At 40.9% G+C, this 19,665-nt stretch carries 19 protein-coding genes; 4 read left to right on the forward strand and 15 right to left on the reverse strand.

Translation table 11 applies throughout. The features are described 5' to 3' along the window. The first annotated feature begins 9 nt into the window (after positions 1-9). Together nuoB and ABH008_RS20590 are read left to right on the forward strand one after the other, a co-directional pair. A complete protein-coding gene (gene nuoB / locus ABH008_RS20585) occupies positions 10-540 on the forward strand; it encodes an NADH-quinone oxidoreductase subunit NuoB (protein ID WP_347987479.1) in 531 nt (176 codons plus the stop codon). Further along, positions 525-692, forward strand: a complete 168-nt coding sequence (locus ABH008_RS20590; protein WP_347987480.1) for a hypothetical protein — start codon at positions 525-527, stop codon at positions 690-692. The genes nuoB and ABH008_RS20590 overlap by 16 nt, the downstream gene beginning before the upstream one ends. A 117-nt stretch (positions 693-809) precedes the next feature. On the opposite strand, the gene ABH008_RS20595 is transcribed toward ABH008_RS20590, so the two are convergent. Both ABH008_RS20595 and ABH008_RS20600 read right to left on the reverse strand, forming a co-directional pair. Further along, positions 810-2,693, reverse strand: coding sequence for a proton-conducting transporter membrane subunit (locus ABH008_RS20595; RefSeq protein WP_347987481.1), 1,884 nt, complete (start codon positions 2,691-2,693; stop codon positions 810-812). After that, complete coding sequence (locus ABH008_RS20600) at positions 2,690-5,287, reverse strand: DUF2309 domain-containing protein (RefSeq protein ID WP_347987482.1); 2,598 nt, start codon at positions 5,285-5,287, stop codon at positions 2,690-2,692. Before ABH008_RS20600 ends, ABH008_RS20595 begins: the two co-directional genes overlap by 4 nt. 460 nt (positions 5,288-5,747) lie before the next feature. Here ABH008_RS20600 and ABH008_RS20605 point away from each other — a divergent pair, with 460 nt between their 5' ends. Beyond that, positions 5,748-7,331: a SulP family inorganic anion transporter gene (locus tag ABH008_RS20605; RefSeq protein ID WP_347987483.1), complete on the forward strand. Its 1,584-nt coding sequence runs from the start codon at positions 5,748-5,750 to the stop codon at positions 7,329-7,331. Between the two features lie 187 nt (positions 7,332-7,518). Here the strand turns inward: ABH008_RS20605 and ABH008_RS20610 are convergent, their stop codons facing one another. The 13 genes from ABH008_RS20610 to ABH008_RS20670 all read right to left on the reverse strand — a co-directional run bounded on the left by ABH008_RS20610 (position 7,519) and on the right by ABH008_RS20670 (position 18,688). Further along, on the reverse strand, positions 7,519-10,221 hold the full coding sequence (locus ABH008_RS20610) for a glycosyltransferase (RefSeq protein ID WP_347987484.1): 2,703 nt from the start codon (positions 10,219-10,221) through the stop codon (positions 7,519-7,521). A 248-nt stretch (positions 10,222-10,469) separates the two neighbouring features. After that, positions 10,470-10,667 carry a winged helix-turn-helix domain-containing protein gene (locus ABH008_RS20615; RefSeq protein WP_347987485.1) on the reverse strand — a complete coding sequence of 66 codons (198 nt, stop codon included), beginning with the start codon at positions 10,665-10,667 and terminating at the stop codon, positions 10,470-10,472. Positions 10,668-10,749: 82 nt separating this feature from the next. Continuing rightward, on the reverse strand, positions 10,750-11,004 hold the full coding sequence (gene minE, locus ABH008_RS20620; RefSeq protein ID WP_347987486.1) for a cell division topological specificity factor MinE: 255 nt from the start codon (positions 11,002-11,004) through the stop codon (positions 10,750-10,752). A gap of 3 nt (positions 11,005-11,007) precedes the next feature. Then, on the reverse strand, positions 11,008-11,817 hold the full coding sequence (minD, locus tag ABH008_RS20625) for a septum site-determining protein MinD (RefSeq protein ID WP_347987487.1): 810 nt from the start codon (positions 11,815-11,817) through the stop codon (positions 11,008-11,010). A gap of 22 nt (positions 11,818-11,839) precedes the next feature. Then, positions 11,840-12,580, reverse strand: a complete 741-nt coding sequence (gene minC / locus ABH008_RS20630) for a septum site-determining protein MinC (protein ID WP_347987488.1) — start codon at positions 12,578-12,580, stop codon at positions 11,840-11,842. A gap of 122 nt (positions 12,581-12,702) precedes the next feature. Beyond that, complete coding sequence (gene rapZ, locus ABH008_RS20635) at positions 12,703-13,560, reverse strand: RNase adapter RapZ (protein ID WP_347987489.1); 858 nt, start codon at positions 13,558-13,560, stop codon at positions 12,703-12,705. Between the two features lie 52 nt (positions 13,561-13,612). Continuing rightward, positions 13,613-13,903 carry a ribosome-associated translation inhibitor RaiA gene (raiA, locus tag ABH008_RS20640; protein WP_347987490.1) on the reverse strand — a complete coding sequence of 97 codons (291 nt, stop codon included), beginning with the start codon at positions 13,901-13,903 and terminating at the stop codon, positions 13,613-13,615. Between the two features lie 38 nt (positions 13,904-13,941). Continuing rightward, positions 13,942-15,378 carry an RNA polymerase factor sigma-54 gene (locus ABH008_RS20645; RefSeq protein ID WP_347987491.1) on the reverse strand — a complete coding sequence of 479 codons (1,437 nt, stop codon included), beginning with the start codon at positions 15,376-15,378 and terminating at the stop codon, positions 13,942-13,944. A 12-nt stretch (positions 15,379-15,390) separates the two neighbouring features. After that, positions 15,391-16,116: an LPS export ABC transporter ATP-binding protein gene (gene lptB / locus ABH008_RS20650; protein WP_347987492.1), complete on the reverse strand. Its 726-nt coding sequence runs from the start codon at positions 16,114-16,116 to the stop codon at positions 15,391-15,393. A gap of 1 nt (position 16,117) precedes the next feature. Beyond that, positions 16,118-16,624 carry a lipopolysaccharide transport periplasmic protein LptA gene (lptA, locus tag ABH008_RS20655; RefSeq protein WP_347987493.1) on the reverse strand — a complete coding sequence of 169 codons (507 nt, stop codon included), beginning with the start codon at positions 16,622-16,624 and terminating at the stop codon, positions 16,118-16,120. Next, entirely contained in the window at positions 16,611-17,171 is a 561-nt protein-coding gene (gene lptC, locus ABH008_RS20660; protein ID WP_347987494.1) for an LPS export ABC transporter periplasmic protein LptC, read from the reverse strand. The genes lptA and lptC overlap by 14 nt, the downstream gene beginning before the upstream one ends. Next, positions 17,168-17,701, reverse strand: coding sequence for a 3-deoxy-manno-octulosonate-8-phosphatase KdsC (kdsC, locus tag ABH008_RS20665; protein WP_347987495.1), 534 nt, complete (start codon positions 17,699-17,701; stop codon positions 17,168-17,170). Before kdsC ends, lptC begins: the two co-directional genes overlap by 4 nt. Before the next feature lie 12 nt (positions 17,702-17,713). Beyond that, on the reverse strand, positions 17,714-18,688 hold the full coding sequence (locus ABH008_RS20670; protein ID WP_347987496.1) for a KpsF/GutQ family sugar-phosphate isomerase: 975 nt from the start codon (positions 18,686-18,688) through the stop codon (positions 17,714-17,716). Positions 18,689-18,840: 152 nt separating this feature from the next. Here ABH008_RS20670 and ABH008_RS20675 point away from each other — a divergent pair, with 152 nt between their 5' ends. Beyond that, positions 18,841-19,659 (forward strand): ATP-binding cassette domain-containing protein, encoded by an 819-nt coding sequence (locus tag ABH008_RS20675; protein WP_347987497.1) that lies wholly within the window; start codon positions 18,841-18,843, stop codon positions 19,657-19,659. Positions 19,660-19,665 lie beyond the last annotated feature (6 nt).

Consider the following 19,665-nt stretch of genomic DNA (forward strand, 5'->3'; position numbering starts at 1 on the left):
AGGTTATTCATGCTGCAACTTTATTATAAAATTTTTAAAACAGGTGTTTTAACCGAGAAAGTAGCCAAACAACTACCCTCAACAGAACAACACGATACAACGATAGAAGAAATTGGTTTGTCATTAAAAACGGTGGTGGACAAACATTTTCGTGGCAGCTTAGCCATTCGTCAGGTAGATGCAGGGTCCTGCAACGGTTGTGAGTTGGAAATTCATGCACTAAACAATGTTTATTACGATGTTGAACGCTTTGGCATACATTTCGTTGCATCACCTCGTCATGCCGATGTATTGCTGGTAACAGGCCCGGTTTCTAGACACATGGAAGCCGCTCTCCGCCGCACGTATGAAGCCACACCGTCTCCAAAATGGGTGGTGGCAGTTGGTGATTGCGGAGTTTGTGGGGGGGAATTTGGAATCTCTTATGCCAGCTGTGGCGCTGTACATAATGTTATTCCTGTGGATTTTACCATTGCTGGCTGTCCACCTACGCCATTGGCTTTATTACAAGGGTTACTGACTTTATGCAACAAACGTTGATTGGCGACCGAAATAATCAAGGCATCAATCACGGCAATCGCCAACGGTTTCAACATACCCTAACCCGCAGACACCACATGCGTATGGCTAATGCCATACTAGAAGATGTCTTTACGGCGTCCTTTGCAGAAAAGCTCTATAGCAAAATCTGAATGGTCGACCAACCCTATGTTTACATGTGCTGAAGCTTATGGGTTATCTGGAAAAATAATGAAACTATTAATTCTTATGGCAAGACATTAAAAAACTTTACCTCCTTAAAAACCAAATTACCTATGCTCATCAATATAAGAAATTTCAGTTGGTCTCCCCATACATAAGCGCAAAAACACTCTAGCTACAGCTATTCCATTCAATACAAAGGTTATGGTAATAGGCAACGCAAACCATGTTTGCAGATCACTACCGTGGGATAATAATAAATCTTCGCCCAAAAAGGCAGGAGTGATTGGAAAACCAACTAATCCCAAAAAACTTAAAAACAATAACATAGAAAGTTTAGGTCTGGTTTCTGCCATTGCTCGAAACACAAACGGGGTTTCCGCAAAATTTTCATGCTTCAACATTTTGAGCAATGTCCATAACCCCAACAACCAAGCCGGAATAATTCCGGATAAAAACAAGACAATATCTAACCAAACAGACGAATTCATTAACCAAACAGCCACTCCAGCCAGTACACTGCTCAAGGCCACACTATTCCATACCAATATTGGATTATGCTTTTGGCTAAAGGCACTTAGAGCACTCATAATCATAGCAATAGAAACCAGAAAAGACAGAAAAGGATTACCCATTCCATCTTCGTCGTAAAACAGCAAGATCAAAATCAGCAATACCAAACCAGCACCTGCTTTTAGCTTTAAATCGAGTCCGTTAATATTAGAACCTAATTTTTTCAGCGGTATCCACAAAATTCTCAGCACTAAACGTTCCAGATTACCTTCCTGTAAGGCAAAAACATAGAGAGTATTTTGTATAACATCTGGCAATGTTTTTTGTAATGAAAGCGGCATAAAACTCATATAAGATACTGATTTAATATCAAATTCAGCATCTGTCGAGCCCTCCACTCTGAGTAAATGCGCGACAATTGAAGGCGAAACCAGTAATTGATAACAACGTAAAAAGGCATTACCCATAAAGTGTAGCAATACGATGGTTTCCAGACCAAACGATAACTCCATAAACATAAACCCCACCTGAGTGATTGAAGCGTATGCAACTTGTCCTTTAATATTAGACTGGGTTTTTTCTGCCAGTGTAGCAACAAATACCGTCAATAAACCGATGGTAAAAATCATAAAACGAGGCATAAATTGGTAGCTCCATATCGGCATGGTGCGTAACAATAAAAACACTCCCAGATGTATGGATAAAGCACCATAGAATATTGCGCTGGAAGGCGTTGGCCCTTCCATCGCTCTTGGCAACCAAAAACTAAACGGAAACTGAGCAGATTTGCCCGAAGCAGCTAGAATAATCAACCAGGAAAAAAAGGTAATAGCCAGATAACCTGCAGGAGGGACATCTGGATTAGCAAACAAACCGGCAAAATCTATAAAATTACGATTTTCATGAAAGAGTAAATGACTCATCCAAGCAGCTAACAATAAACCCACATCGCAAAAACGATAGATGGTATAAGCTCGGAGTGCATTACGCACGGGTTGTGGCCGATGACGATAAAAAGCGATCAACAAAAACGAGGCAATCCCCACCACTTCCCAGCCGGCAAACAACATTTCAATGTTGCCAGATAAAACGATCATATTTAAGCCGAATGCAAAAGCAAAAATAGTTTGAAAAAATCGTTTATAGCCTTGTTCACGATGCAAATAAACCCGGCAATATTTGACGATAATTGCAAAAATCGACCAAATACAAAATAAATAGGAAGCGCTCACCTTATCCAGATAAAAAAGCACTGGAAAACTATACCCATCTTGTTCGTACAGTGTAAACCACTGATATTCAAAACTTGAAAAACCAGACAAGCTCCATATGCCCAATAAAGACACTATACTCACGCCCATTGCGTGGCTAAACCAAAAACTAATGGTGGCAATTTTTTTCTCGCTACCATCACTTAAAAAAATAGCGACCAAACTAATCAACGGCAACAGTATGCATGCCAGCAATAATTGCTTCATGAAAGTTCCCCTGAAAATTGATGCACCGGTATGGTTTTATTGCGTAAAGTAATAATGCTTTCTGAGCAAGTGGCTACTGGCACATCTATATCAGCAGGAAACTCTATGCTTTGCCAGCCCTGTTTGGAGTAGTGATATAAATCACGACTACCCGGCTCACATGCCACCATCCGCACCCATTCGTTTTCCGTCCACGTATTCAAATCACCTAATTTAGCTAAGCTCTGATCGATAATGTCACGCGTTTGATCAATCACGATCAATAATCGCGCAGGCTCATGTACTTCGACCATTTGTTGCGGTAGCCCTGTACGTAAATCACCTTCAACGCCATTGGCAACACCAAGCAACCCAATTACATTATGAGGTAATTTAGTACCTGCACCATAGACAGAATTATCTATCCGGCAAAACAAGTATTCCAGATTAATACCACCACAGACCGGAAAAATAGCAGACATAATTTTAACTAACGAATCACCGGTGGGATCGCTGGCAGGATCGTAGGAATGCAGAAAAGCTCGTCTATCCATGAAAAGCCCACGGGTTAAAGCGCGGCGACCCACTATGCAGTATAAATTATTGGAATGATTGTATTCAGGCCGTGGCTCAAAAATGGAAGACGCTCGGGATTTAACGTGGTCGTGCGACTCTTCCTGCAGACCCGATTGTGGACCCAATTCAAACCAGCGACACCGTTCGTGGGCATTACGTTTTAAGGCTTCTTGCATAGCTAGCTTGAAAGACGAAAAGCCCGAAATAGTTGACTCATCATTAGCTTCCAAATCGAAATAGCTGATTTCGTCACGACTGGTATTATGTAAGGCCGCTACAAATCGGGTACTATCCGGAATTTCAATGCCGCGTCCATATAAAATATCTCTTACTCCCTGATTATTCGCCATCCAGGCAAAAGCTCGAGCATTTGGAGCACCAGACTTACCCGAGCAAGCCCCGCAATCATAAGCTGCAAAGTGCGGATTATTAACACTACTGGAACCATGTGCAATGACGACAACCAGGGGTGCAAAATTATTCGTCAGCCCAATATTACGTAACAAACTGCCAATGCGATCCGCCATTTCTGATAGCGAAAAGCCAAGAAAATGTCCATCGGGAGTGGGCTCGTCTGTTTCTCGAAGTAAATGCAAGTGACTGTGTGCCTCTACTTCACTTAACGTTTTAATGCCTGGTAATTTTGAAGTGGGTCGAAACACATTCCACGCCATTTTTACCGCATACCCCAGCCCCAAGGTTTGAGTATAGATCCAGCCTCGAAACATAGAGTGGCTACTAAAATGCATTTTGCCAAACCCATCAATAGCATTACCTTTTGGTTCAACCGATTGCTGAACAGGTACAGCTTTTACCAAATGCTTGGGAGTTATGACCACTGGGCATTGCGCAACCGGATAAGCATCATCCAATCCCTGATAATAAAAATCGATACCAAAAAAACCCGCCGCACCAAACGTTTCGATGCTGGGATTGTATTCTTCTAAATAACGACGTATTGAGCATTCTCGATCATCAATACAAAAGAACGCTTGCACCTCAGGAGGAGATTTACTTGCCAGTTCTTCACCCAGCGAAGGTATGGGTTGGTTTTTTAGCGCAATTAATAACTCACTATGTAAAGCCCACTCCATCGCATCATGCCAAACCCTCATGCGTAAAGGTACTTTTGGTTGCAACACATCCCCTGTCAGCAAAGGAATAGATTGTAAATTCGTTAATTTAGAGATTGCCGCAAAATTTTGGCCTTTTTTACTGATAATAATCGCCAGTTCACAAAGTAGCTCGACGGCCAACAATTCTTTCAAAGAAATTTTTCTGGGTATTAACAAGCATTGCGGTGTTTCTTCTACAATTCTCACCATACCTGACCAACCAGGGTGAGCAAGTAATACTTCCAGCAAATATTGTTCGTACAACTTTTCTGAACCTACTAATTTTTGCAAGCAAATAGTGATTATTTCATCTGGATTTTTATCCAGTAATACCCTTACGGCAGGTTCATCAAAGGGATATAAAGGTATAAAACTATTTTTCGTCAGTCTTAACACACAGTCCCAAAAACTCTCACCGTGTTTCGGTAGTGTCCAACGACTAATGCCCTGATCGAGAAAACTGGAAAGTAAACGAAATATAATAGGATGCACTAATGCATTCAAATCAATTTCAAGTTTGGTACGTAAGGCATTACGAATACCATGATTTGCAAGAGAAACGGGGGGAAAATGACTATGTTTATCCGACTCAAACAACTTAACGCGTATCTGTTTTTGCTGTAGTTCTGAACAACCAGTTTGCGCCAACGCCCAATCCAGTGCGTACTCTTTTATTCTGCCTTCCTTATACAATCGTTGGTAATCGTCCAATGGCAAATAACTACAAGCACCAAATAGTTTACCCGCAACTGACAAGGCTTCGTGAAAGGATAAGTGTTGAAAAGCATGTAAGGTATTATGATGAATAAAATCTTTTATCGGTCCCTGAGTAGGTAACCAATGAGCCAAATGTTCAATACAGGAATCCAAATTAAAACCGGTAGCTGGTTGATGGTAATCTTGCTTTATAGTTTTACTGCTCATTTCGTTGTATTTAATTCATAGCCTGACAAAATAGACTTACTATCCACACTAGTCAATCTCTAAATAAAGCATAATTCATACCATTTATAACTACACAATTGACACATTTTCTAACTGAGGTGTTTTATAGTCCAACATTCTCAGAAAATTAATTTTAAAATCAGATCACTACCCCTAAAATAAGATCCCCCTTAATTCTCTATCGAACCTAAACACATTTGTGACTCAGTACTGCCATCTATGTAGATCGAGCTACCATCCGAGTTTCATGGTTTATATAAACCAGCAACGCGGTGCATATAAACCACTTTATACCTAGGCTAAAAATCTGTACAACTTTAACGTAATATTAAAACAGTTCAACATTCAAATTTATGCTATTTTTTATAAGTTCTTTTAACAAAAAATCAGCATCTATTTTGCTAATTTTTTAATTTTTAGTCGTTTAAAGAGAGAATCTATGTCAACTTCATCTCCAACCACCTTACCGCAAACTGGTATACCCGGACTTATCGAAAACTGGCGTAGTGATCTACTATCCGGTTTTTTGGTATTTTTAATCGCACTCCCGCTGTGTTTAGGTATTTCCATTGCCTCTGGTTTCCCTCCCATGGCAGGTATTATTACCGCCATCATCGGTGGCTTAGTAGTCTCTAGAATAAGCGGTTCATTTGTAACCATTAACGGTCCCGCCGCAGGCTTGATTGTTGTTATTCTCGATTCCGTGCAGGACTTAGGACACGGAGATGCCATAGCCGGTTATCATTTAACACTGGCAGCTATTGTTATCGCGAGTATTTTTCAAATTTTGATGGGGATTAATAAAGCCGGTAAGCTTAGCGCTTTTTTTCCCTCATCCGTAGTACATGGTATGCTGGCCGCCATTGGCATTATTATTATGGCCAAGCAAATTCATACTTTGTTGGGCGTAAAACCAGCAGCCAAAAGCCTGCTAGGAATCATTGCTGAGGTACCTCATTCCTTATTCAATCTAGCGCCTGAAATTGCGTTGATTGGTGGCACAGGCTTGGTTTTACTGATTAGCTGGACTTTTATCCAAAGCAAAAACCTAAAAATGATTCCAGCACCTTTATTGGTAGTACTGATTGGTTTGGGCTTAGGTCATATGCTGGCTACACAGGCAAAATTTCTGGTCGCTGTGCCGGAAAACTTTACCGATGGCTTTTCTTTGCCTGATTTTTCTAAAATTGGCGAGTTTGAGTTTTGGAAACAAGTCATCACCATCTGGCTGGTAGGTAGTCTGGAAAGCTTATTAAGTGCCTCCGCAGTTGATAAACTTGACCCATACAAACGCAACTCGAATTTGAATCGTGATTTAACAGCTGTCGGGGTGGGTAATCTGCTATCCGGTTTAATCGGTGGCTTACCTATGATTGCTGAAATCGTGCGGAGCTCCGCCAACATTAACAATGGTGCTAAAACTGGCTGGGCTAACTTTTTTCACGGTGCGTTTCTACTGATTTTTGTAGCATTATTTCCTGCGTTAATTAACCAAATTCCATTAACTTCATTGGCCGCATTACTGGTGTTCACCGGTTTTCGCCTTGCGTCACCTAAGGAATTTGCACATACTTGGCATATTGGTGTCGATAACTTTATCGTGTTTATTGCCACTATCATCGGCGTGCTTGCCACAGACTTGTTGATCGGTGTGGGTATAGGTATTATTGTCGAACTATTGATACACCTGAGCCGTGGACTTAAAATTAACAACATTTTCTCACTGGCTTATCATATCGATCAAACTGATGCCGATACTTATCGTATTAAAGTAAGTGGTGCGGCAGTATTTTCAAACTACATTGCTATTAAAAGTTTGCTATCTGACTTTCCTGAGCACAAAACTATCTATTTTGATTTGACCGAGGCTGAATTAATCGATCACACCGTCATGGAGTTTATCGACCATTATGCTCATGAATATAATCTGGGTGGAGGTAAATGTGAAATTGTTGGGCTAGACAATCACGAGAGCTATTCTTCCCACCATCTTGCCGCGAGACGCAAAGTAAATAATATTTAATTAACATACCCCCTCTTATTTCTGGTAAGAGGGGGCACAAAATGATTTAAAAATCCAGGACTCTACACAGCGAACATCTGAGCTAAATGGCCTAATTTAATGTCACTATAGAAACCTTAAGATTAAATATTTTTACCAAATTGAGGCGTTCTTCTACAGTCGAAAAAAAGAGGAATACGCCCTACTTTCATACCTCATCGACTTCATCAGCAGTTTGCTTTCTATCTGGCAAATAATTAGGAGCAACACTGATTAATATGGTTAAGAATGTTGCAATATAAGGCACTGACTGTACGGCTAAAACTGCCACCCACAACTGACCACTCAAATTATCAAAATGTGGCTCGGCACGCATAGCGACTATGCCGGCAATTAATAAACTTAACAACAATAATTCTTGCCAGATTATCAATAAACCCGCAACTAAAGGGCCTTGCTGTTCATATTTTGGTGTGCGCATGAATGGCTTTCCTGACGTGAATAAGCCTTGCAAAGTGCCACGCGCAACAGTATGCGTTAAAGACAACCCCGCTAGAGCAGCACCCAAAGACTGGAACAATGAACAGGCAACTCGCGCTTTATATAACCATAAACCGCGTAACACCTTAAATCCAAACAAACCTATGGTAGGCAGTAGAAAAGCATTTACCGGTAATTCACTTTGCTCTGGATTTTGCAGCAACATGGCGGTTAATATCAAACTGGCCATCGTAAAGATTAAAGCTAAGGCGTCTGAAAACCAGGGCAACCAGCCAGCCACAAAATAATAACGCTGCGCTGAAGTGAGCGAAGAGTTTTTATTCGGTAAAAAATGCCGCCAATGATGTTTTATAATCTGCATTGCACCATAAACCCAGCGAAAACGTTGCGTCATATAACCAGAAAAGGTATCCGGCATCAATCCACGACCGAAAGATTCTTTGCAGTAAACCGAGTCATAGCCTGCTTCGTAAAGCCGCAAACCTAATTCACTATCTTCGCAGATACACCATTCGCTCCAGGCACCAACTTTATCAAATGCTGATTTTCTAACCATGGTCATGGTGCCATGCTGAATGATTGCGTTGTATTCGTTACGCTGAACCATACCTATATTGAAAAATCCAGCATATTCCCAATAGCAGATCTCTTTAAAAGTGCCAAGATGTAAATCTCGATAATCTTGCGGCGATTGCACAAAGCCAACGTTTTCCTGATCAAAAAACGGTACCATTGACTTTAACCAATCGGGTGACAAAATATAATCACTATCGATCACAGCAATAATTTCTGCATCGCTGGCAGTATTGGTTAAAGCATAGTTAATAGCTCCCGCCTTGTAGCCCGGCCAATTATCCAGATGAAAAAAGCGAAACATAGGACCAAGACGATCACAATCCTGTTGTACTGGTTGCCAAACATTGGGGTCTTTAGTGTTGTTATCCATGACCAAAACTTCCAGATTTGGATAATCAACTTTTGCCAAAGCATTGAGAGTTCGACGCACCATTTCCGGTGGCTCATTATGTATAGGCAAATGCACTGATACTTTAGGATATCTAAAATCGTCTGGCGGGGTTAATGGCTTAAAGCTACGCCGCCCCTTTTTATGCCATAACACTTCTGCAATCTCTAGACTTTCTGTCAGTAACACCAGAATAGCCATCATCTGCATGATTAACAAAATTGCCCAGAATACCACTGAAAACGAGGTTTGATAACGTGCCGCAACAATGGAAGCCGACCAAAATAAGACCGATGCAGCCAAATTGACGACGATACCGAAAAAGAACTTACCCGCCAGCTTCAAACTTTTCCGCGTAAACAAGAAAGCTGCCATTAAAATAATACTTAATATGGCCGCTCCTGTAGCCCAATTCCGCCAGGTTGGGTTGGCCAACACATCGCCTTCCATTGGAAACTTTGGCTGTCTGTCAGCATTAAACAATCCCCAATAAGCACCGGAACTACCTTCAATATCAATTTTCCAAGGTTGATCAAACGCTTCCACCACGTAGTAAACCAGATTTTCTTCTGTGGCTCGATTAAGAAATTCGCGTAAAAATCTGGCCTGATTTTCTAAAGACGGTATTGCTTGTGCATAAGGCTTACCATCAGATGGCCAACCCACCTCAGTCAGCACTATCTGTTTACCAGGAAAAGTTTGCTGTAATTCGTGATAACGCTCAAAAACATAATCAACCGCTTTGTCGACAGGAATACCTTCCCAATAAGGCAAAATATGCGCAGCAATATAGTCGGCTTCGTTACCCAATTGTGGATAGGTTAGCCAAATTTTCCAAGTTTCTGAGGTACTAACGGGTTTCCATGTACGTTTTTTTACTTCGCGGATAGATTCAATAATTTGTTGAACCTGCGCCTCTCCTTTGGCATTAGCTTCGACTTCATTTGCTCCCGCCGCATTTCTGACTCTTAAAATACTTTCATTACCTACTAAGGTTCTAACAATCGCTTTTGGATATTGATTGGCCAATGCAATCAGACTTTCTAATTCTTCGCGATTTTTCTCATGAATTCTTTTACGATTTTCTAATTCTTTTTCATCGGTAGTTTCTTCATTTTTCTCATAATCATTCCAAGCCCCCATGGCTAAATGTTCGCCATATTTTGCTGCCAATTCTGGCACTATTTCCATGCCTTCCAAGGAAGTATAGGTTCTGATCGAATGCGCTTTTCCCACTAAAAGCTGTACATCTTCGGCAATTTGTTCTTTAGTTGGATAAATGCCTTTTTGCGGATTAGAATCTCTACGCATAGGGTTAAATGTTAGCCCCATCATAGTTTTATTCCAAGATGGCAGTTGTAGGGGATTGTTCACATAGGACCAAACGCCCAAGTTAACAGCAACCAGAAACACAAGGGTAAGAAAAGTGGCTATTTTGGCTTTCATTGCGAGATAAATACTCCAATCTTAATAATCGGATTTTTGAGGGTTACATGCACAGTCATTCTGTGCATAATGGAATTTTTTTAAAGGCGCATAAATTATGCCCCAAAACCTACAGTTAGCTTTCGAGGCCTTTCAATTACTCGTCAGTATCTAGAAAAGCCCTAAAGTCGGCCCACTAATCAAATCAAAACAGGCAAAGCCAAGATTAGCGCCAGCCGACCTTAGGCTAAAGACGCAAGGGAAAAGAGTTATTTTAGTGAAAGGGTTTCGACACGACCTTTCACTTCAATATGCAATTTACCTTCTTTCGCCAACCAACCAATAGCACGCTGTACATCATTTTTGTTAAGTTCGGTTTCAACGGTTACTTTATTAACACTCGCTTCACCATGTTCGTTTAAAAAATGCCAGATTTTTCCAGCAGCATCACCAATAACATCTATCATTTCAACTCCTCACATTTAGGTAAAAAAATCGGATTTTCATGCTTAATTGGCTGGGTGCCAGATATTCATCAATTACACGTAATCAACGTCCATCAGGCAATACGATATTCAGCTCTAAGGTTTCCTGGTTACCGTCTTGTTCAAAATTAACCGTAATTGCATCCTGTTCAACATTAACATATTTACGTATGACTTCCAGTAATTCCTGTTGCAATTTCGGCAAATAGGATGGCTTATTACGGGATGATCGTTCATGGGCAACCAAAATTTGCAAACGCTCTTTAGCCAAAGAAGCGGTATTAGGTTTCGACGATCTAAAATAATCCAAGAGACTCATTTGTTACCTCCCGAACAGCTTACTAAATAAACCCTTTTTTTCTTCATCAATAAAACGATGCGGTCTGTTTTCTCCCAAGTAGCGGGCCACAATATCTGTATACGCTTGACCAGCATCAGATTGTTCATCCAAAATGACTGGTGTTCCTGAGTTAGAGGCATTCAGCACCGATTTTGATTCCGGTATAACACCTAACAAATGTAAAGATAGAATTTCCTGAACGTCTTCAACGCTCAACATTTCACCCAACTTAACCCGATCAGGAGCATAACGGGATAGTAATAGATATTCTTTAATGGGTTCCTCACCCTTTTCTGCCCGACGAGACTTGCTGGATAAGATTCCCAACATTCGATCAGAATCTCGAACAGACGAAACTTCAGGATTAGTCACCACAAATGCATCATCAGCAAAATACATAGCAAGTGTAGCACCACGTTCTATACCTGCAGGAGAATCGCAAACAATATATTTAAAATCTTTAGAAAGCTCCTCCAAAACTTTACCAACACCCTCAGTAGTTAAGGCATCTTTATCGCGGGTCTGTGAGGCCGGAAGTATGAAAAGCTGATCACAACGCTTATCTTTGATCAGCGCCTGATTCAGGGTTGCTTCGTTATTAATAACATTCACTAAATCATAAACTACCCGACGCTCACATCCCATAATTAAATCAAGATTACGTAACCCAACATCAAAATCGATGACAGCGGTTTTATGTCCACGCTTAGCCAAACCCATCGCGATTGCCGCGCTAGTCGTGGTTTTCCCCACTCCGCCTTTGCCTGATGTTACTACGATTATTCTGGCCAATGTTGTTTCTCCAAGAAAAAGCTTAAATGTCTTTGATAATCAGCTTTTGATTTTCTAAGCTGATTTGTACCGGTTTATGCGGCGCATAAGCGCTTAAATCATCGCGTAACTGGTAAGTTCCAGCAATTGAAATTAATTCTGCCTGTAAATCAGAACAAAATATCCGGCTGTTTTCGTCTCCAAGTACGCCAGCTAAAGCCCGTCCACGCAAAGAACCATAGACATGAATATTGCCTTCAGCCATGATTTCTGCTCCAGCACTGACGGTTGCCGTAACAATCAGGTCGCCTTTGGCATAAACCCGCTGCCCAGAACGCACCGGATGGGTAATTAATTTATTCTCTATTGACTGACTTTGTGCAGTCGAATTTTCAATACCGGGTGTCGATAAATTCTTTTCTATTTTTTTTTCGGTCTGTTCCGTTTTTTGCCCTACCAAATTATGTACTGGTAAATTCATCGCCAGAGCTTCGGTATTTTGTTGTTCACTTCCACCACGAATGCCTATAGGCATAAATCCATGCTGCCGGACAATATCAATCACTTCGCTAAGGGTAATAGGAAGACTTTGAGCCGTCAACTTTTGAAAATCTATCAGTAATGGTGAGTTTTTAAAAAACTCAGGGGCTTGAGCAACTTTATTTTGTAATTGCTGATCAATAGTTACCAGATCATTATTAGCTAACAGCAGAACTGGCACTGTTAACGTAGAGCTTTTAAATTCTAAAGCTAGCATTGGCAAAGATTCGGTACCGATTGACATGGGTTTATAAAATCAGCTGTTTTCCAGAACAGATACTATCATTTTCCAAATAAAAAAACACTGGCGTTACTGCAATTGCAGCTTAACAGCTGATGAAATTTAAAAAATTAATCTACGCATGGTTAACGCAGCTCGCGATGCCGAACAATGACATTTGGTATATTATCTTTAAAATATTGACTCAAGGCCTCAACCAAAAAAACTGAACGATGTTGCCCACCGGTACAGCCGATGGCGATTGTTAAATAACTACGATTATCCGCTTCAAAACGTGGAGCCCAACGCGCAATAAAACTGCAAACATCTTGCAAAAACTCGTTAACGATAGTCTCATTGTTTAAAAACTCTACCACCTGAGGGTCTTTTCCATTCAGACCTCTTAATTCCGAAGCCCAAAACGGATTGGGTAAACAACGTGCATCAAACACAAAGTCTGCATCGAGAGGGATACCATATTTGAATCCAAATGATTGGAATAAAATAGACAATGAAGCCCTATCTCGCTCACCTAAACTACATTTTAACAATTCCCGCAATTGATGGTAATGTGTAAAACTGGTATCAATAACAATATCTGCACGTTCAGCAACAGGTCTTAATAACTCTCGTTCAAACTCCAGAGCTTCTCTAAGCGGCAGACTTTCTGTGCTCAACGGGTGTCGGCGACGAGTTTCGCTATAGCGCTTAAGAATAATACTTTCCTCAGCCTCCATATAGATAACTTCACATTCTATGCCTTTACCTCGTATAAATTCCAAACATCTTGGAAATTCTGCCAACTTTTTGGTACGGTTTCTGGCGTCAATTCCGATTGCAGTTTTGTGATAGGTTTCAGAATCTTCCAATACGATATGATTAATGAAATCTTCCAACAATGCCACCGGCAAATTGTCAATGCAGTAATAACCACAATCCTCCAAAGTATCAATAGCAATACTTTTACCAGAACCGGACAAACCACTGACGATAACCAATTTCATAACTGATAGGATGCAGGAAGAATTGTATCAACCTGCATCACTTAACTCCTAATTAACGATGATTTTGGTTTTTTTCTTTAAATTTGACAACTTGTCTGTCAAGTTTATCGACCATATTATCAATCGCAACGTACATATCTTCCTGAACATCATCAGCAAACAATTTTGCACCACTGATTTGCACTGTGGCTTCAGCTTTCTGTTCCAGCTTCTCAACGGTCAAAATGACATGCACATCGACTACATTATCGAAATGGCGTTTTAATTTGGTAAATTTGTCTTCGACATGTGCTTTTAATGAATCGGTCACATCTACATGATGTCCTGTGATACTAACTTGCATGGAATACTCCTGTTTAAAAATTCTGCTTCCAGATTGGATTAAATATGCCTTTTCCGTTGGCTAGTAGAAGGAATCGACATTGCCTCGCGGTATTTTGCAATGGTGCGGCGAGCAACATTGATGCCTTTCTCATTCAATAAGTCGGATATTTTACTATCGCTTAAAGGTTTGGCCGGATTCTCACTGCCGACCAACTCTTTTATAAGTGCTCTAATAGCCGTTGCAGAACACTCACCTCCTCCATCAGTACTGACATGACTGGAGAAAAAATACTTAAATTCGATCACTCCACGCGGAGTATGCATATATTTTTGCGTGGTAACCCGGGAGATGGTTGATTCGTGCAGCTCCAACTCCTCAGCAATATCTCTTAACACCATGGGGCGCATAGCTATGGCTCCATGTTCGAAGAATTCACCTTGTTTTTCAACAATACTCTTTGCCACTCTAAGCAAGGTATCATTACGACTATGCAAACTTTTGATAAACCATCGAGCTTCCTGTAAATGATTTTTCATGCTGACATTATCTTGACTACTATCGGCCCGTTTTATCATTCCAAAATAAAAAGGATTTACACGTAATTTAGGTGCGATATCAGGATTTAAACTCACCACCCATTGATCTTTAATCTTACTAACAAACACATCAGGTACCACGTATTCAACATCGTCCTGCTGCAATCTTGCACCGGGCTTAGGGTCCAAGGTTCGAATTAAGGCCAATACACCTTTAAGTTGCTCCTCGGTTAAACCAACACGTTTCAACAATCGAATCTGATCGCAGCTTGCAAGCAAATCCAGATGTCGACGTACAAAATCGATGGCTTCAGCCTTAAATAAAGTGCTGTCGGGTAATTGTTGCAACTGCAAGCGTAAACAATCCGCCAAATCAAGTGCAGCCACGCCAACGGGGTCGAAATTCTGAATCATATGTAAAACGGCTTGCACTTCATCCATTTCGACATCTTCAATCTGCTCCAGCAAACCTTGTAATATGTCTGCTAAATCACTTGTTACATAGCCATCATCATTAACCGCATCAATAATAGCAACAGCTATTGCATAATCACGCTCAGACATAGGTAGCATTTCCATCTGCCAACGCAGATGATCACGCACAGTTTCGGCGTTTCCACGAAAAGTTTCAAATTCGCCGCTGTCGCCGGCATCATCGCTAACGGGTAAAGAGCTTTCATACACATCGTCCCAGCTCACATCAACCGGCAATTCATCTGGCATATCCGTAAGTGAACCTTCACTGGTCTGCTGATCGCTATTATCGATTTTTTTCTCGCGAAAATCGAGATTTTGCGTTTCATCCTCGTCTAACTCCAGCATTATATTTGACTCAAGAGCCTGCTGAATTTCCTGTTGTAGATCCAAAGTAGACATTTGCAACAACTTAATAGCTTGTTGCAACTGTGGTGTCATGGTCAGACTTTGACCGATTCGTAATTGCAGGGATTGTTTCATTATGGCTTTAACCTATAAACTAAACTTGTCACCCAGATATACCCGGCGCACTTCTTCGTTATCGACAAGCTGCTGCGATTGTCCTTCGGCGATCACTTTACCACCATTAAGGATATAGGCACGATCACATATTTCCAGCGTTTCCCTAACTTTATGTTCGGTGATTAGTATACCGATACCTCGCTGTTTTAAGTGCGCGATAATTTTTTGTAAATCCAGTACTGAGATAGGATCAACGCCTGCAAACGGCTCATCCAGTAAAATAAATTGTGGATCACTCGCTAAGGCACGTGCAATTTCAACGCGCCGCCGTTCACCACCCGACAGCCCCAAGGCTATCTGATTGCGCAAATGCACGATACCAAACTCGGTCAATAATTCATCAATTATCAACTCAATCTGTCCATTTGTTAAATCATCCCGAACTTGTAATACGGCACGTAAATTATCAGCAACACTGAGCTTTCTAAAAACCGAAGCTTCTTGAGCCAGATAGCCTATTCCTAGCCTTGCACGTCTATGCATTGGATGGTGCGTAATGCACAGTTCATCAAGAAAAATATCGCCACTATCCGCGCGTACTAACCCAACCAGCATATAAAAACTGGTGGTTTTACCTGCACCATTAGGCCCCAGTAAACCAACCACTTCCCCCGTATTAACCTGTAAACTTACACCATCTACAACATTGCGTTTGTTATAACTCTTAAACAGTTGCTTAGAAGACAGACACGCCATGTCATTGTGCCTTATTTGCTTTTTGTTTGGGTTTTATCACAGAATGAACCCGCTTACCATCAGAAGCAGACTCACCCGCTTTCAATAAAGAAAGCTTGGTATCATATTCAATATAATCACTTGATTGTTTGGCATCGCCCTGCCATACCGAAGCATTCTTGGTAAAAATCAACAAATTTTTATCCGGGAAAAACGTATTCAATAAACCCTCGCCAAATATTTCTTCTTTGCCAACTTCCGGTAACTGTCTAAATTTGGAAGGTACTCCGGTAGCGACCAGCTTATTAATATTACCATCGCTCATATACACAACTAATTTATCAGCATCAATTTTAATACTGCCTTGCGTAGCATAAACATTGCCGATATAAATACTGGTCTGTGCTTTTTCATCATACTCGGCTTTGTCAGAATCGATAAAAATAGGTTGCTGTGAATCACTTTCAAGCGCAGAAACACATGTAGATAATAAAATCAGGCATATGCCCGCCAGTTTATTTAAGTTCATAACGCCCTTTAACCGAAGTTAACAATTTCAGGTGTATGGGACTTTCAAAAATCACTTCCATACCTGTCCCCGTAGTTTTATGAGGTGGACTAATGATTTCCGTCCAGGCAGCGGTTTCTGCATAATTGGTCAGTAGCTTAACATGTAAATCGGAAGTATTAATTGTTAAAGCAGCCGCTTTTTGTGCAGCTTCACGACTGATTACAGTTTTACCAACAAGCTCTAAGTTATCACCATCTGCCGCCATTACCCCGCTCTCTGCTTTTATATTCCAAGGTGCCTGACCATTATTATTAAACAGCGTCATGGCTGGATTTTCTAAATGAGTGGCTCCATCAAATTTGTAATGCTGCATTTTATCCGCTAATAATTGGTTTTTTGGTAAGCCATCACTATCCATTTGTTTCTTAAAATACCCACTACTAAAAAAATCTGGACTATTTTCTGCAATTTCCATCGTTACGTCACGTTCTTCATTCCACTGCACTAATTCCCAAGAAATAAATGCAAGGGTTGCAATTAATATATAAAGCCGTATTTCCGTCATAAATATGTTTGCAATATAGCCTCGTACTTACCTTGTACCTGCATGATCAAATCACAGACCTCTCGCACAGCACCCTGCCCCCCCGGTGTTTGCGTACACCAGTCGGCATAATTTTTTACTGCAAAATTCGCATCCTGCACTGCAATAGCAAAACCTACCTGAGTCAGAATTGGCAAATCCAGTAAATCATCACCCACATGAGCAACTTGCTGAGGCGTTAATTGTAATTGATTCAGAATATCTTTAAACGCTGCCCGTTTATTTTCGTGACCCTGGTACACATAAGAGATACCTAAACTTTCCATGCGTAAGGCCACCGAGTTTGATTTACGACCAGAAATAACTGCCACTTCTACACCTGTTTGTCGCAATAATTTCAAGCCATGACCATCTCGAGCATGAAAACATTTGTACTCTTGACCCTGATTATCAAAAAACAATCGCCCATCGGTTAAAACACCATCGACATCAAGTATCAACAGCTTTAGGGGTTTGATTTTTTCAATAAGTTCTGCGCTTAAATCCAGCATAATTAAAAGTAACTAAACAATTCCAGCACGAACCAAATCGTGCATATTTAACGCACCGATTAACGATTGCTGAGCATCAACAACCAATAATGCGTTTATTTTCATTATTTCCATTATTTGCATGGCTTCGGCCGCTAATATTTCTGCATTTATCACTTTGCACTCGCGCGTCATCACTTGGTCAATCAGTGCACTATGTACATCCAGATTTTTTTCCAACATTCGTCGTAAATCGCCATCAGTAAAAATCCCGACGACCTGATTCTCTGCATTCACCACTGCTGTCATACCTAATTTTTTTTTGGTCATTTCCAAGAGCGCCCTACTCACCAAACAACCAATTGGTACCACAGGAACTTCATTACCAGAATGCATAACATCTAAAACTTTTAATAATAATCGCTTCCCCAGACTTCCGCCAGGATGCGATAACGCAAAATCGTCTCGAGTAAAGCCTTTGGTTTCAAGCAAAGAAACAGCCAGAGCATCCCCCATTACCAAAGCCGCAGTAGTACTGGAAGTTGGTGCTAATCCAAGCGGACAAGCCTCTTCTTCAACCGCGACGTTGATATGTGCAGTGGCAAATTTTGCCAATGTTGACAAAGGATTACCAGTCAATGCAATTAATGGCACGCCCAAGCGCTTAATAATAGGCAAAATTGTCAGAATTTCTATAGTTTCACCAGAATTAGATAAGGCCAACACCACATCCTGCCGGGTTATCATACCGAGATCACCGTGACTCGCTTCTCCAGGATGCACAAAAAACGCAGGGGTTCCAGTACTGGCTAAAGTAGCTGCAATTTTTCCAGCTATATGCCCAGATTTTCCCATACCGGTGACAACTACCCGTCCAGTACAATTCAACATTAAGCGACAGGCATAAACAAACTGCTCATTAATTTGCTTTGTCAATGCGAGTACCGCTTGAGCTTCTGTCTGAATCACTGCCAATGCTAATGCCTGAATATCAGTATCATGCCCCACTAAAATGCCACCTAAACTGAATAAATTTCTAAAAAAAGGAACTATTATTGCATGTTATTCTCTATCTTTTCATCCCAAGTGATTGACTTATTCTTGCTGCCTCATAGAAAATAGCACTTTTGAAACTAAATTTAATCTCATGATTTCGCCACATGCCTACTAGTGCAAGTCCCGAAAATAATATCGTCACCGTCAAAAATTTATCTTATTCCAGAGGTTCAAGAATAATTTTCGACGATATTAGCCTTGACATCCCACGTGGAAAAATCACCGCCATTATGGGACCCAGCGGCACAGGAAAAACAACGCTACTGAAATTAATGGGCGGACAACTTATTCCAGACCGTGGAAACATTCACTTTGATGGCCTTAATGTACATCAACTAAAAACAGCAGACCTTTATACCTTGCGTAAACGCATGGGTATGCTTTTTCAAAGCGGTGCATTACTGACTGACATGAATGTGTACGATAATGTTGCTTTTCCATTAAGGGAACATACTCGCCTACCGGAATCCATGATACGCACATTAGTGTTAATGAAATTAAACGCGGTAGGCTTACGTGGTGCGCGTGATTTGATGCCAAATGAGCTGTCCGGTGGAATGGCCAGGCGAGTCGCTTTAGCTCGAGCCATCGCTTTAGATCCACTCATGATAATGTACGATGAGCCGTTTACAGGCCAAGACCCTATTTCTATGGGAGCTTTGGTACATTTGATTAAAGCGCTGAACAATACCCTGGGACTGACTAGTATTATCGTTTCACACGATGTTCAGGAAACTGCTGAAATTGCCGATTATATCTATGTAATTTCCGAGGGTAAAATTGTCGGCCAGGGCACCCCACAAGAATTAGAGCAATCTGACTCTGAATGGGTACAGCAGTTTATGCATGGTAACGCGGATGGGCCGGTACATTTTCATTATCCGGCAATTGACTATCTTGACGATTTATTTGCGTCCCAATAACTTACA

Origin of the sequence: Methylomonas sp. AM2-LC, assembly GCF_039904985.1 — a bacterium.
In the GTDB taxonomy this organism is placed as follows: domain Bacteria; phylum Pseudomonadota; class Gammaproteobacteria; order Methylococcales; family Methylomonadaceae; genus Methylomonas.

Excerpts from the sequence above, each read along its gene's own strand:
- ABH008_RS20675 (WP_347987497.1), top strand. The coding sequence starts at position 18,841 with ATGCCTACTAGTGCAAGTCCCGAAAATAATATCGTCACCGTCAAAAAT.
- lptC (WP_347987494.1), bottom strand. The coding sequence starts at position 17,171 with ATGACGGAAATACGGCTTTATATATTAATTGCAACCCTTGCATTTATT.
- minE (WP_347987486.1), bottom strand. The coding sequence starts at position 11,004 with ATGAGTCTCTTGGATTATTTTAGATCGTCGAAACCTAATACCGCTTCT.
- kdsC (WP_347987495.1), bottom strand. The coding sequence starts at position 17,701 with ATGCTGGATTTAAGCGCAGAACTTATTGAAAAAATCAAACCCCTAAAG.
- raiA (WP_347987490.1), bottom strand. The coding sequence starts at position 13,903 with ATGCAAGTTAGTATCACAGGACATCATGTAGATGTGACCGATTCATTA.
- ABH008_RS20595 (WP_347987481.1), bottom strand. The coding sequence starts at position 2,693 with ATGAAGCAATTATTGCTGGCATGCATACTGTTGCCGTTGATTAGTTTG.
- ABH008_RS20610 (WP_347987484.1), bottom strand. The coding sequence starts at position 10,221 with ATGAAAGCCAAAATAGCCACTTTTCTTACCCTTGTGTTTCTGGTTGCT.
- minC (WP_347987488.1), bottom strand. The coding sequence starts at position 12,580 with ATGTCAATCGGTACCGAATCTTTGCCAATGCTAGCTTTAGAATTTAAA.
- ABH008_RS20600 (WP_347987482.1), bottom strand. The coding sequence starts at position 5,287 with ATGAGCAGTAAAACTATAAAGCAAGATTACCATCAACCAGCTACCGGT.
- ABH008_RS20605 (WP_347987483.1), top strand. The coding sequence starts at position 5,748 with ATGTCAACTTCATCTCCAACCACCTTACCGCAAACTGGTATACCCGGA.
- nuoB (WP_347987479.1), top strand. The coding sequence starts at position 10 with ATGCTGCAACTTTATTATAAAATTTTTAAAACAGGTGTTTTAACCGAG.
- ABH008_RS20590 (WP_347987480.1), top strand. The coding sequence starts at position 525 with ATGCAACAAACGTTGATTGGCGACCGAAATAATCAAGGCATCAATCAC.
- ABH008_RS20615 (WP_347987485.1), bottom strand. The coding sequence starts at position 10,667 with ATGATAGATGTTATTGGTGATGCTGCTGGAAAAATCTGGCATTTTTTA.
- rapZ (WP_347987489.1), bottom strand. The coding sequence starts at position 13,560 with ATGAAATTGGTTATCGTCAGTGGTTTGTCCGGTTCTGGTAAAAGTATT.
- lptB (WP_347987492.1), bottom strand. The coding sequence starts at position 16,116 with ATGGCGTGTCTGTCTTCTAAGCAACTGTTTAAGAGTTATAACAAACGC.
- lptA (WP_347987493.1), bottom strand. The coding sequence starts at position 16,624 with ATGAACTTAAATAAACTGGCGGGCATATGCCTGATTTTATTATCTACA.
- ABH008_RS20645 (WP_347987491.1), bottom strand. The coding sequence starts at position 15,378 with ATGAAACAATCCCTGCAATTACGAATCGGTCAAAGTCTGACCATGACA.